This window comes from Streptomyces sp. SUK 48 (assembly GCF_009650765.1).
Lineage (GTDB): Bacteria > Actinomycetota > Actinomycetes > Streptomycetales > Streptomycetaceae > Streptomyces.
In genome coordinates this window covers 4089827-4102914 of the sequence record NZ_CP045740.1, presented here as the reverse complement: position 1 = coordinate 4102914, position 13088 = coordinate 4089827, and the positions used below count along the sequence as shown (strand labels likewise).

General features: G+C 72.1%; 9 protein-coding genes. 4 read left to right on the top strand and 5 right to left on the bottom strand.

Annotated features, from left to right (window positions below; translation table 11 throughout):
• The first annotated feature begins 67 nt into the window (after positions 1-67).
• From GHR20_RS17700 to GHR20_RS17690, 3 genes are all read left to right on the top strand, one after another.
• Complete coding sequence (locus GHR20_RS17700) at positions 68-550, top strand: SseB family protein (protein ID WP_111583275.1); 483 nt, start codon at positions 68-70, stop codon at positions 548-550.
• A 153-nt stretch (positions 551-703) separates the two neighbouring features.
• Complete coding sequence (locus GHR20_RS17695; protein ID WP_111583274.1) at positions 704-1681, top strand: pirin family protein; 978 nt, start codon at positions 704-706, stop codon at positions 1679-1681.
• Positions 1682-1807: 126 nt separating this feature from the next.
• Entirely contained in the window at positions 1808-2926 is a 1119-nt protein-coding gene (locus GHR20_RS17690) for an AI-2E family transporter (RefSeq protein ID WP_153813719.1), read from the top strand.
• On the opposite strand, the gene GHR20_RS17685 is transcribed toward GHR20_RS17690, so the two are convergent.
• Positions 2824-5019, bottom strand: coding sequence for a SpoIIE family protein phosphatase (locus tag GHR20_RS17685; RefSeq protein WP_111583272.1), 2196 nt, complete (start codon positions 5017-5019; stop codon positions 2824-2826). The two genes, GHR20_RS17690 and GHR20_RS17685, sit on opposite strands and share 103 nt — an antisense overlap.
• A 163-nt stretch (positions 5020-5182) precedes the next feature.
• Between GHR20_RS17685 and aspS the strand changes: the two genes are divergently transcribed.
• Positions 5183-6946 (top strand): aspartate--tRNA ligase, encoded by a 1764-nt coding sequence (gene aspS, locus GHR20_RS17680; protein WP_111583271.1) that lies wholly within the window; start codon positions 5183-5185, stop codon positions 6944-6946.
• A gap of 86 nt (positions 6947-7032) precedes the next feature.
• On the opposite strand, the gene GHR20_RS17675 is transcribed toward aspS, so the two are convergent.
• The 4 genes from GHR20_RS17675 to GHR20_RS17660 form a co-directional block, all read right to left on the bottom strand.
• On the bottom strand, positions 7033-7743 hold the full coding sequence (locus GHR20_RS17675; RefSeq protein ID WP_153813718.1) for a hypothetical protein: 711 nt from the start codon (positions 7741-7743) through the stop codon (positions 7033-7035).
• A gap of 98 nt (positions 7744-7841) precedes the next feature.
• Positions 7842-9572, bottom strand: a complete 1731-nt coding sequence (gene metG / locus GHR20_RS17670) for a methionine--tRNA ligase (protein ID WP_153813717.1) — start codon at positions 9570-9572, stop codon at positions 7842-7844.
• Between the two features lie 130 nt (positions 9573-9702).
• Entirely contained in the window at positions 9703-12165 is a 2463-nt protein-coding gene (locus GHR20_RS37560; RefSeq protein WP_243878061.1) for a VWA domain-containing protein, read from the bottom strand.
• 100 nt (positions 12166-12265) lie between these two features.
• Positions 12266-13054 carry an alpha/beta fold hydrolase gene (locus tag GHR20_RS17660; RefSeq protein WP_111583267.1) on the bottom strand — a complete coding sequence of 263 codons (789 nt, stop codon included), beginning with the start codon at positions 13052-13054 and terminating at the stop codon, positions 12266-12268.
• Positions 13055-13088: the final 34 nt, after the last annotated feature.

Below are 13088 nucleotides of genomic sequence, written 5' to 3'. Positions count from 1 at the left end.
GGGTCTACTCCTGTGGGCCTTTCGGGTCCATCCCTGCGACGGCGCGGATCTCGGTACGCTTGCGCCCATGTACGGATACGGCCAGCCCATGGACGGCGGCGCCGCGCAGCAGCAGTACACGTCGGGGCAGCAGCAGATGGCGGGCGGGGCCGGCGGGTACGGCCAGCAGCCGCCGCTCTATCCGGAGCCGTCCCCGCCCTCGCTCGCGGACGCGGTGCGCGCGTTCACCACCGGGCAGATGTCCCCCGAGGACTTCCAGCAGATCTTCGCGACGTCGAAGGTGTACTGCCCGCGCGGTGACACCCCCGGCTTCCTCGCCCTGCACAACACCCAGCAGCCGGTGATCCCGATGTTCACCTCGCTCAAGGAGCTGCGGCGGTACGCGGGCAAGGAGTCCAAGTACTTCGTGATCACCGGCGCCGAGGTGATCGACCTGCTGCCGACCGGCTACGGCTTCGTCCTGGACATGGAGGGCGAGCACCGGATGGTGTTCGACGCGAAGGCCGTCGAGCAGATGGTCGATTTCGCGATGCGCCGCATGTACGGCTGACCGGACGGCCGGCCGGACGTACGGACGTACGGCAGATCGGCTGAGACTCGTCGTCGCGCGGGCCCGGAGGGAATGCCCTCCGGGCCCGCTCTGTTGTGGGTGGCAAGAAGTTCAACGCTCAACTAAAGTGAGCGTACGAAGGAGGTAGCCACCATGCCTGCAGTGACCGTCGAGAACCCGTTGACGCTGCCCCGTGTGACCGCTCCCGCCGATGCCGTGGCGCGCAAGGTGCTCACCGTCACCACCGCGCCGAGCGGGTACGAGGGCGAGGGCTTCCCCGTGCGCCGGGCGTTCGCGGGGATCAATTACCGCCATCTCGACCCGTTCATCATGATGGATCAGATGGGCGAGGTGGAGTACGCGCCGGGCGAGCCCAAAGGCACCCCGTGGCACCCGCACCGCGGCTTCGAGACCGTCACCTACATCATCGACGGGATCTTCGACCACCAGGACAGCCAGGGCGGTGGCGGCACCATCACCGACGGCGACACCCAGTGGATGACGGCGGGCGCCGGGCTGCTGCACATCGAGGCGCCGCCGGAGCACCTCGTCGTCTCGGGCGGCCTCTTCCACGGGCTCCAGCTGTGGGTGAACCTCCCGGCCGCGGACAAGATGATGGCCCCGCGCTACCAGGACATCCGGGCCGGCAGCGTCCAGCTGCTGACCTCGGCGGACGGCGGCGCGCTGCTCCGGGTGATCGCCGGTGAGCTGGACGGCCACGAGGGTCCCGGCATCACGCACACCCCGATCACCATGGTCCACGCGACGCTCGCGCCCGGTGCGGAGATCACGCTGCCCTGGCGGGAGGACTTCAACGCCCTGGCCTACGTGCTGGCGGGCCGCGGCAGCGTCGGCGCCGAGCGCCGTCCGGTCCACACGGGTCAGACGGCCGTCCTCGGCGCCGGGTCCTCGCTGACCGTGCGCGCCGACGAGCGGCAGGACGGCAACACGCCGGACCTGGAGGTCGTACTCCTCGGCGGCCGCCCGATCCGCGAGCCGATGGCCCACTACGGCCCCTTCGTCATGAACACCAAGGACGAGCTCATGCAGGCGTTCGAGGACTTCCAGAAGGGCCGCCTCGGCACGGTTCCCGCCGTCCACGGCATGACGGACGAGGGTCCCGCGTCCTGACCCTCCCGAACGGGGCGCCCCCGCGGCCGACGAAGTCCGCGGGGGCGCCCGCACGGTCGGCCGGCGCTCACCCGCCCGGGCCCGCACCGCGCGACACCCGGCGGCCGGCGTGATCGGCTGGGGGACGTGCATCTGTTGCCCGAGCCCGTACGGCGGCTTGCCGCGTGGTGCGCCGTGCTGCTGCTGGTCGCCGGGGTCGGATGGGTCGGGGTGCGGCTGTGCGGCGAACTGCGTACGGCCGTCACCGCGGTCCTGCTCGCCCTCCTCGGCACCGCCCTGCTCGGCCCCCTGCACCGGCGGCTGGTGCGGGCCGGCGTACAGCGCTCGGTGTCCGCCGGGCTGACCTGCGTCGCCGTCGTGGCCGTCGTCGGCGGCGCCGTCTACATCGTGGTCGCCGCCCTCGTCGACAGCGGCGACGAGATCATGGCCTCGCTGCGCACCGCCGCCAAGAGCGTCTCCCGGCACTTCGGGGCCGCCGGAACCGGCCTGGAGGACCTCACCACCAACTCCGGGGAGCTGCTGCGCCGGTTCGGCGGCACGGCCGCGTCCAACGTCATCAGCGGGGTGAGCGTCGTCGGCGAGAGCATCGCGCTGGCCGTCCTCGCCCTGGTCCTGGTCTTCTTCTTCCTGCGCGATTCCCACCTGGTGGCGGGCACCCTGCGGTCCCTCGCGCCCCGGGGCACCGGCGACACCCTCGAAGCCGTCGCGCGCCGCGCCTACCGGGCCGTCGAGGGCTTCATGCGCGGCACCACCCTGATCGCCCTGATCGACGCCGTCTGCATCACCGTCGGCCTGCTGATCCTCCGGGTGCCCGGCGCCCTCGGGCTCGGCGCGCTGGTCTTCGTCGGCGCCTTCATCCCCTATCTCGGCGCGTTCATCTCCGGCGCGGTAGCGGTGCTCGTCGCCCTCGCCGACCGGGGCTTCGTCATCGCGCTGTGGACGCTCGGGGTGGTGCTCGCGGTGCAGGTGCTGGAGGGGCATGTGCTCCAGCCGGTGATCCAGAGCCGTACCGTGCAGATGCATCCCGCGGTGGTCATGGTCGCCATCACGGCCGGTGCCTCCGTGGCCGGCATCCTCGGCATGCTCCTGGCCGTCCCGCTGACCGCGGCCGCCTTCGGCGTCCTGCAGGAACTGCGCGAACGCTACGGCCCCTCGGCCGCGGTCGGCTCCCCGGCGACCGGCACCCCGCCGCCCGGCACCCCGTCACCCGGTGCCCCGCCGCCCGGCTCGCCCGGCCCTTCGTAGAGCTCGAACCAGATGCTCTTGCCCTCGCCCCGCGGGTCCACCCCCCACGCGTGCGCCAGGAGCCCGATCAGCAGCAGTCCCCGCCCGGAGGAGGCCAGTTCGCCGGGCCGGCGCTTGTGCGGAAGGTCGTCGCCGCTGTCGAAGACCTCGACCCGCAGCCGGCGCCGCCCGTCCTCCTCGACGACCTCGACCAGCAGCAGCGCGTCCGCGTCGGTGTGCACCAGCACGTTGGTGACCATCTCGGAGACCAGCAGCTCCGCCGAGTCGACCTGGTCGGGGGAGGCCCAGTCGTGCAGCAGATCGCGCACGTTCCGGCGCGCCACGGCGATCCGCTCGGGCTCGTCCTGGCCCACCGACAGCAGCATGCGCCGCACCCGGGGCCGTACCGCCACCGTGTCGTCGCACCCGCAGCCCGGCCCCGGGCGGCACAGCAGCAACAGCGCGATGTCGTCCTCGCGCCGGTCGGCCAGCGGCCCCGTGGTGTGGTGCGAGGACGGCCCGTGCACACCCTGCACCAGCGCGTCGGCCAGCGACTCCAGACCGCCCTCCTGGCCCTCCAGGATCGAGCGCAGCCGCAGCCAGCCGCTGTCCAGATCGTGGCCGCCGGTCTCGATCAGCCCGTCCGTGCACAGCATCAGCGTCTCCCCTGGCTGGAGCGCGAACCGGGTCGTCGGATAGTCGGCGTCCGGGTCGATGCCCAGCGGCAGCCCGCCCGCCGTCGGCCGCAGCATCACCGTGCCGTCGGCCATCCGGATCACCGGGTCCGGGTGTCCCGCGCGGGCGATCTCCAGCCGCCCGCTCGCCGGGTCCACCGCCACGTACAGGCAGGTCGCGAACCGCGGGTCGGACACCTCCTCGTCGTGCGTCATCCCGTGCAGGAAGCGGGAGGCACGCGAGAGCACGGCGTCCGGGCGGTGCCCCTCGGAGGCGTAGGCGCGCAGCGCGATCCGCAGCTGCCCCATCAGCCCGGCCGCCCGTACGTCGTGCCCCTGCACATCCCCGATGACCAGCGCGAACCGGCCGGCGGGCAGCGGGATCATGTCGTACCAGTCGCCGCCCACCTGGAGCCCGCCGCCGGTCGGGATGTAGCGGGCGGCGATCCGCACCCCCGGGACCTCCGGGCCCAGCGAGGGCAGCATCGAGCGCTGGAGGCCCTCCGTCAGCTCCCGCTCCGACTCGGCGGTCTCCGCCCGGGACAGGGCCTGCGCCAGCATCCGGGCCACCGTCGTCAGCACCGCCCGCTCGTCCGGGGTGAACCCCACCGGATAGGCGAAGCCCGCCATCCAGGCGCCCATCGTGCGCCCGCCCACGGTCAGCGGCAGGAACGCCCACGAGCTGCGCCCGAAGGGCCGGGCCAGCGGCCAGGTCACCGGATAGCGGTCCCGGTACTCCTCCGGCGAGGAGAGGTACACCGCCCGCCCGGTGCGCACCACCTCGGCCGCCGGGTACTCCAGCCCCAGCGGCATGCTGGTGAACGGGCCCATCTCGTCGGACTGGTGCCCGTGGTGGCCGATCATCGTCAGCCGGTCGCCCTCCACCCCGAACACCACCAGGCCGTTGGGCGAGAACCCCGGCATCGACAGGCCCGCCGCGACCCGCAGCACCTCCGCCGTGGACCGCGCCTCGGCCAGCGCCCGGCCCGCGTCCAGCAGGAACGCCTCCCGCGAGCGCCGCCAGGGCCCGGTGACCGCGCTGCGGCCGCCCGCCGGGTCCGGGCCCGGCTCGGCGACCTCCTGGAGGGTGCCGGTCAGGACGTAGGCGCGCCGCCCGGTGTCGTACGACGGTTTCGAACGGCTGCGTACGACGCGCAGGACGGTGCCCTCCTCGTCCGTGATCCGCACCCGCACCTCGGCGAGCGTGCCCTCGGCGACCGCGAGCTGCACCACCGCGGTGATCTCGTTCCAGTCGGCCGGATGCAGCCGGGCCCGGGTCTGGGCCTCGGTGAGGGTGGCCGGCGCCGCGGGCAGCCCGAGCAGCCGCGCCGCCTCCGCGTCCACGGTGACCAGCTTGTCCGCGGTGTCCCAGTGCCACAGCCCGGTCGCGAGGGCGGCGAGGACGTCTCCGACGGCCGGGAGCGGCTCACCTGTACGCATTGTCCCCATTTAAGAAGATGCGCTCGATGCGTGCCACCGTAGGGCCGCGGGCCGTAAATCTGTGGGGAGCCGATCTTGGGGTGGCCGGTACCCTTGGATCAGCCGGGGCCGGCAACCCGGGCGATCACCAACTCGAAGCTCCCACGAAGGACGATGAACGACGATGCATCGGTACAGGTCCCACACCTGCGGCCAGCTCCGCGCCTCTGACGTCGGCACCGACGTCCGGCTCAGTGGCTGGCTGCACAATCGGCGCGACCTGGGCGGCATCCTCTTCATCGATCTGCGCGACCACTACGGCATCACGCAGCTGGTCGCCCGCCCCGGCACCCCCGCCTACGAGGCCCTGGACAAGCTCTCCAAGGAGTCCACGGTCCGCGTCGACGGCTCCGTCGTCTCGCGTGGAACCGAGAACGTGAACGCGGACCTGCCGACCGGCGAGATCGAGGTCGAGGTGAGCGAGGTCGAGCTGCTCGGCGCGGCCCAGCCCCTCCCCTTCACCATCAACGCCGAGGACGGGGTCAACGAGGAGCGGCGCCTGGAGTACCGCTTCCTCGACCTGCGCCGCGAGCGCATGCACCGCAACATCATGCTGCGGACGGCGGTCATCTCCGCGATCCGCCACAAGATGACCGCGCTCGGCTTCAACGAGATGGCGACGCCGATCCTGTCCGCGACCTCCCCCGAGGGCGCCCGCGACTTCGTCGTCCCCTCCCGCCTGAACCCCGGCCGCTTCTACGCCCTGCCGCAGGCCCCGCAGCAGTTCAAGCAGCTGCTGATGATCTCCGGCTTCGACCGCTACTTCCAGATCGCGCCCTGCTTCCGCGACGAGGACGCCCGCGCCGACCGTTCGCCGGGCGAGTTCTATCAGCTCGACGTCGAGATGAGCTTCGTCGAGCAGGAGGACGTCTTCCAGCCGATCGAGAAGCTCATGACCGAGCTGTTCGAGGAGTTCGGCGGCGGCCGCCATGTCACCTCCCCCTTCCCGCGCATCCCGTTCCGCGAGGCGATGCTGAAGTACGGCTCCGACAAGCCGGACCTGCGCGCCAAGCTGGAGCTGGTGGACATCACCGATGTCTTCGAGGGCTCGGAGTTCAAGGCGTTCGCGGGCAAGCACGTGCGCGCCCTGCCGGTGCCGGCGGTCCAGGACCAGCCGCGCAAGTTCTTCGACCAGCTCGGCGACTTCGCCGTCACGCTGGGCGCGAAGGGCCTCGCCTGGGTCCGCGTCGGCGAGGACGGGACGCTGACCGGCCCGATCGCCAAGTTCCTCACCGAGGAGAACGTCGCCGAGCTGACCAAGCGCCTCTCGCTGGCCCCCGGCCACGCGATCTTCTTCGGCGCGGGCGAGTACGACGAGGTCTCCAAGATCATGGGCGCGGTCCGCGTCGAGGCCGCCAAGCGCGCCGGCCAGTTCGAGGAGAACGTCTTCCGGTTCTGCTGGATCGTCGACTTCCCGATGTACGAGAAGGACGAGGAGACCGGCTCGATCGACTTCTCGCACAACCCCTTCTCGATGCCGCAGGGCGGCCTGGAGGCCCTGGAGACCCAGGACCCGCTGGACATCCTGGGCTGGCAGTACGACATCGTCTGCAACGGCGTCGAGCTGTCCTCCGGCGCGATCCGGAACCACGAGCCGGACATCATGCTGAAGGCGTTCGAGATCGCGGGCTACGACCGCGAGACCGTCGAGGAGAAGTTCGCGGGCATGCTCCGCGCGTTCCGCTTCGGCGCCCCGCCGCACGGCGGCATCGCTCCCGGCGTGGACCGTATCGTCATGCTCCTCGCGGACGAGCCCAGCATCCGCGAGACGATCGCCTTCCCGCTCAACGGCAACGCCCAGGACCTGATGATGGGCGCGCCGACCGAGCTGGACGAGTCCCGCCTGCGCGAGCTGCACCTGAACATCAGGAAGCCGCAGCCGAAGTAGTACCGCTGTCGTGAAGACGCCCGGAGTCCTTTGGGGTTCCGGGCGTCTTCACGTCACCGGGCGTCCGCCGCCGAGCCCTCTTCCCCCTACCCCTCGTCCTCTTCGTCTTCCTCGTCTTCCTCGTCTTCCTCGTCCGGCGAGGCGCCGTCCTCCAGCAGCCGCTCGGCGATGTCGTCCGACCAGTGCTGGGCCCAGGCCCGCAGCCCGGCGATCTCCGCCTCGTCCAGGCCGTACCGGGTGAACTGGGTGTCGGGGTAGAAGTCGGTGCCGGTCAGCCGGGACTGGAGGGTGGGCAGGTCGAAGGCGTCATCGGTGTGCCGGCGGCCCAGTTCCTCCAGGTCGGGCAGCGAGAACCGGGCCGCCGCGGCCCGCGCGTCGATCAGGTCGACGGCCGCGCCCCGGTCGTAGAGCGCGCGGATCTTCGTACCGACGGCGTCCTCCAGGCACAGGGCGGGCCCGTACCCGGTGAGGTCCGGCGGCCCCCACAGGCTCTCCTTGTGCAGCGCGAGGACCTGCGGCTCCCCGGTCGGCGGGTCGGTGACGGTCAGCCGGGCGGTCCGCGCGGTCGCGTCCTGTGCCCGGACGGTACGGCCCCTCGCCTCCAGGGCGGCCGCGACCGCGGCGGCGATGTGCGCCATGCCCTCGGCACTCTCGGTCGCGAGGTCGACATCCGCGTGCGGGCGCCGGACGAGTCCGTGCGCCTGGAGCGCGTATCCGCCGGCGAGGACCAGACCATGCGGTCCGCCCGCCGTGACGGCGTCCGCGATCAGCCGCCGGTGGGGTTCGGGAAGGTTCACGGGATCCGCACTCTGCCAGGGGGAACGGGGTGATGGAGACGGGCAGGGCCCGGAAGCCATGATGGCGTTCCGGGCCCTGTGTGTCGTGACGACTCGGCTCAGGCGGTCGTCTCGGCCTTGTCCTCGCCGCCGAAGCGCTCCTTGTAGGCGGCCAGGTCCTCGTCCGTCAGCTTGGCGAACAGGACCGGCGGGACGGTGAAGGGGGTGCCGGCCGGGACCGAGGCGAGGGACCTGGCCTCGTCCGCGCTCACCCAGCTCGCGGTGTCCGACGCGAGGGCGAAGGCACCGCGCATGGCCGCGGCCGTGGCCGGGATCAGGGGCTCGGAGACGACCGCGTAGAGGTGGATGAGGTTCATCGCCGTGCGCAGGGTGAGGGCCGCGCCGTCCTTGTCGGTCTTGATCTCCAGCCAGGGGGCCTTCTCCTCCAGGTAGGAGTTGCCGGCCGACCACAGCGCGCGCAGGGCGGCAGCCGCCTTGCGGAACTGGAGGGACTCCATCTGCGACTCGTACTCCGCGAGGAGCCGCGCGATCTCCTCGCCGAGCTTCGCCTCCGCCTCGCCCGGCTCACCGCCGGCCGGGACGTCGTCGCCGAAGCGCTTGCGGGAGAAGGACAGGACGCGGTTCACGAAGTTGCCGAGCGTGTCGGCCAGGTCCTTGTTCACCGTGGCGGTGAAGTGCTCCCAGGTGAAGGACGAGTCGTCCGACTCCGGGGCGTTGGCGATCAGGAAGTAGCGCCAGTAGTCGGCGGGCAGGATGGACAGGGCCTGGTCGGTGAAGACGCCCCGCTTCTGCGAGGTGGAGAACTTGCCGCCGTAGTACGTCAGCCAGTTGAACGCCTTGACGTAGTCGACCTTCTTCCACGGCTCGCGCACGCCCAGTTCCGTGGCCGGGAACATCACCGTGTGGAACGGGACGTTGTCCTTGGCCATGAACTCCGTGTAGCGCACGTCGCTGTCGGCGTCGTACCACCAGGACTTCCAGTCCCGGCCTGCCTGGTCCTGGTCCGCCCACTCCTTCGTCGCGCCGATGTACTCGATCGGGGCGTCGAACCAGACGTAGAAGACCTTGCCCTCGGCCGCCAGCTCGGGCCAGGTGTCCGCCGGGACCGGGACGCCCCAGTCCAGGTCACGGGTGATCGCACGGTCGTGCAGGCCCTCGGTCAGCCACTTGCGGGCGATGGAGGAGGCCAGCTGCGGCCAGTCGTCCTCGTGCCGGGCGACCCACTCCTCCACCTCGTGCTGGAGCTTGGACTGGAGCAGGAAGAGGTGCTTGGTCTCGCGGACCTCCAGGTCCGTGGAGCCGGAGATCGCGCTGCGCGGGTTGATCAGGTCGGTCGGGTCCAGCACGCGGGTGCAGTTCTCGCACTGGTCGCCGCGGGCCTTGTCGTAGCCGCAGTGCGGGCAGGTGCCCTCGACGTAGCGGTCCGGGAGGAACCGGCCGTCGGCGGGGCTGTAGACCTGCCGGATCGCCCGCTCCTCGATGAAGCCGTTCTCGTTCAGCTTGCGGGCGAAGTGCTGGGTGATCTCGCGGTTCTCGGCGGAGGAGCTGCGGCCGAAGTAGTCGAAGGCCAGCGCGAAGCCGTCGTAGACCGCCTTCTGGGCGTCGTGCGCCTGGGCGCAGAACACGTCCACGGGGAGACCCTGCTCCTTGGCGGCCAGCTCGGCGGGGGTGCCGTGCTCGTCGGTGGCGCAGATGTAGAGGACGTCGTGGCCGCGCTGGCGGAGGTAGCGGGAGTACACGTCCGCCGGGAGCATGGACCCCACCATGTTGCCCAGGTGCTTGATCCCGTTGATGTACGGAAGGGCGCTGGTGATGAGGTGTCGAGCCATCGCGGGCTGCTCCCAGGTCGGGTTGTTTTACGAACCTTGAAATGGTAGCCGAGACGGGTGGGCCGCCCGCTTCCCGTTTTACAGGGTGGGAAGGGGGCGGCCGGTGGCCGGACGGGGTTGCGCCTCGTGGCTACGGGCGCCAGGTGGCGAGGACGCCCTCGTAGAGTTCCGTGTCCGTCAGTTCGCGGGGGGCCGGGCCCGCGTGGAAGAAGGCGGTGTTGGGGGTCTTCAGCTTGCGGAGGTAGTCGAACGCCTTGTTGTCCAGGTCACCGAACGCCACGAAGGAGAAGAAGACCGTGGGGTGGGTCTTCGCGGCGGCGGTCAGGGCCTGGGTCGCGGGGGTCTTGGCGTCCGGGGCGCCGTCGGTCTGGAAGACGACGAGGACGGGGGTGCCGGGGGCGACGTTCGCGTCGTAGTGGGCGAGTACGGCTTCCACGGCGGCGTGGTAGCTGGTACGGCCCATCCGGCCCAGGCCCGCGTGGGTGTCGTCGATCCGCGTGGCGTGGTCCGGGTTAAGGGTGAGGTCGGTGGTGCCATCGACCTCGGTGGAGAAGAAGACGGTGTGGACCGTGGCCTCGGGGTCCAGGTGCGCGGCGAGGGCGAGGGTCTGGTCGGCGAGGGCCTGGGCGGAGCCGTCCTTGTAGTACGGGCGCATGCTCGCGGAGCGGTCCAGCACGAGGTAGAGCTTCGCCCGGGTGCCGGTGAGGTCGGTGTGCGCGAGGGGGGCGGTGGCGGCGGTGTAGGCGGTGGCGAGGGTGGGGGCGGCTTCCTGGACGGCGGGGAGGGGGGTGGCGGGGGTCCGGGTGCCGTCCGGTGTGCTCTCGCCGGTGTCCTTCCCGTCCGCGCGGGGGGTTTCGGGGGTGGGGGTTGCCGGTGGGGCGCCTTCGCCGTCGGCGGCTTGCGGGTGGTGGGGGGCTTCGGCGGGGGCCGGGGAGGTGTGCTCGGTGGCGGGAACGTCCGCCGTCGCCTCCGGCTCGGACCCGGGGGTGGCCGCCGGGTCCGAGGGCTCCTCGTCCGTGGGCGCGGTGGGCGCGGCGGCGGCCTCGTGCGTCTCTTCGGCGACCGGTTCCGGGGACGCTTCGGCCTCCGCCGTCTCCGTCGTGGGCTCCAGGCCGGAAGCCGGCTCGGAGGCCGGTTCCGTCTGCTCCACGGTCTCCGGCTCGGCTTCGGCCTGCGGCGCGATGTGCGCCTCGGCCTTCTGCTCGGCCTCGACCGGCACGTCGGTCGCTGCCGCCTGGGCTTCCGCTCGCGGCTCGGTGTCGGCTTCGGCCTCGACCGTCGCTCCGGGCCCGGCCTCCGGCTCGGCGTCGGCGTCAGCGGTTGCCGCAGACGCGGTCCGCTCCTCGGCCTCGGCGTCGGCCGCTTCCGCAGCGTCGGCCTCCGGCTCGTCCTGAGCCGCCGCCTTCGGTTCGGCTGCGGGCTCAGTGGGTGCCTCGGTGTCGGTCTGCGGCTCAGCCTCGGCGTCAGCCGACACCGCAGCCTCGGCCTGCGGCTCGGCGTCCGGCGCGGTTGCGGGCTCGGCGGGCGCCTCGGGCTCGGCTTCGGCCGTCGCCTCTTCAGCCTCGACCCCGGCCTCCGCCTGCGGCGCGATGTCCGTCTCGGTCGCGGTCTTCTCCCCGGCCTCGACCGGCGCTTCGGTCGCAGCCTCAGCCGTGGCTGCCTCGGCCTCCGGCTCGGCCTCGGCGTCAGTGGTTGCCGCAGACGCGGTCCGCTTCTCGGCCTCGGCGTCGGCCTCCGGCTCGGCCTCGGCCTCGACCGGCGCTTCGGTCGTGGCTGCCTCGGCTTCCGCTCGCGGCTCGGCGTCGTCGGCGTCAGTGGTCGCCGCAGACGCGGTCCGCTCCTCGGCCTCGGCGTCGGCCTCCGGCTCGCCCTGAGCCGCCGCCTCCGGCCCGACCTCGGCCTCGATCTGCTCCTCGGCCGCGCCGGCCGCGTCCGTGGCCTCGGCCTCCCGCTCGTCCTCGGCCGCCGCCTTCGGTTCGGCTTCGGACCCAGCGGTCGCCTCAGGCTCGGTCTGCTGTTCGGCCTCGGCGCCGGCCGCTTCCGCAGCGTCGTCCTCAGCCGCCGTCTCGGTTCCGGCTACGGGCTCAGCGGTTGCCTCAGTTTCGGTCTGCGGCTCAGCCGACACCGCACCCTCGGCCTGCGGCTCCGCTGCGGGCTCGGTCTGCTTCTCGGCCTCGGCCCCAGCGGTTGCCTCAGGGGCGATCTGCGGCTCAGCCTCGGTCCTCTGCTCGACCTCGGCCTCAGTAGCCACGGCAGGCGCAGCCTTGGCCACAGCCTCGGGCTTCACCTCCGCCTTGGCGTCGTCCTCGGCCTTCTTCCCGGCCTCGGTCGCAGCCTCGGCCTTCACCTCAGCCCCGGCCCCCGTCCCCTCGTCAGGTTCGCCCGCCTGACTCGGTACCCGTACGCCGTCGAACGCGGCGGCCACCAGGTCGTGTTCCTCGGTGGTCGGCGTGTCCTGTTCGAGGGACGGGGACTCGCGGGGTTCCGGGATGGTCGGGGTCGGTTCCGGTTGGGTCGTCGCACCCTCTGCCTCGGCGGCCCGGGGCTTGCGTGAGCGGCCGAATGCGTTTCGCAGGAGAGTGAGAATGCCCATGTGTGTGCAACCCTTCGCTGAGGTGACACCGTCAATCGCTGGCCAGGACGGACACGTAAGGTTAGCGGCCCTGGATGCGGTGCCCGTTCCGCGTCCGTGCCTACGCGGTGCCGTCCACGCGCGACAGGAAGGCGTGCAGCGCGCGGTTGAACTCCTCGGGACGTTCCAGATTCGGCAGATGCGCCGCGCCCTCGACCACCTCGACGACCGAGTCCGGCACCGCGTCGCCCAGAGACTCGGCGTCCGAGACGGGCGTGTAGGTGTCGTCGGCGCCGACCACGACCAGCGTCGGGACCGCGACCCGGGCCAACACGGGCCGGTAGTCGGGACGTTCGGCGCGGCCGCGCAGCGACGCCGCGGCACCCTCCGGCGGCGTGGCCGTCATCATGCCGTGGACGTGGGCCTTCACCCGGTCGTCGGCGTAGGGCGCGACCATCCGTTCCAGCACCTCGTCGGCGTACCCCCGCATGCCCTCGGCGAGCAGCCGGTCCGCCATCGCGCGCCGGGCCCGCTTCCCCTCGGGCGACTCCGGGGTGGCGAAGGTGTCCGCGAGGACCAGGCCCCGGACGCGGTCGCCGAAGCGGTCGCAGCACTCCATCGCGATCTGGCCGCCCATCGACAGGCCCGCCAGCACGAACGTCTCCACGCCCAGGAAGTCCAGGAGCCCGGCCAGGTCCTCGGCATGACGGGCGAACGGGACGGTACCCGGGGTCACCGGTGAGGCGCCGTAGCCGCGCAGATCGGGGGCGATCACCCGGCGCCCGGCCGAGAACCGCGTCACCTGCGGGTTCCACATCGTGCGGTCGAAGGGGTGGCCGTGGACGAGGAGGAGTGGGGCCCGATGGGAGGTTTCGGGGCCTTTGTCGGTGTAGGCGAGGTAAGGGGGCATGTGGGTGACCCTAGGATGCTCAACTCCTCGGTGC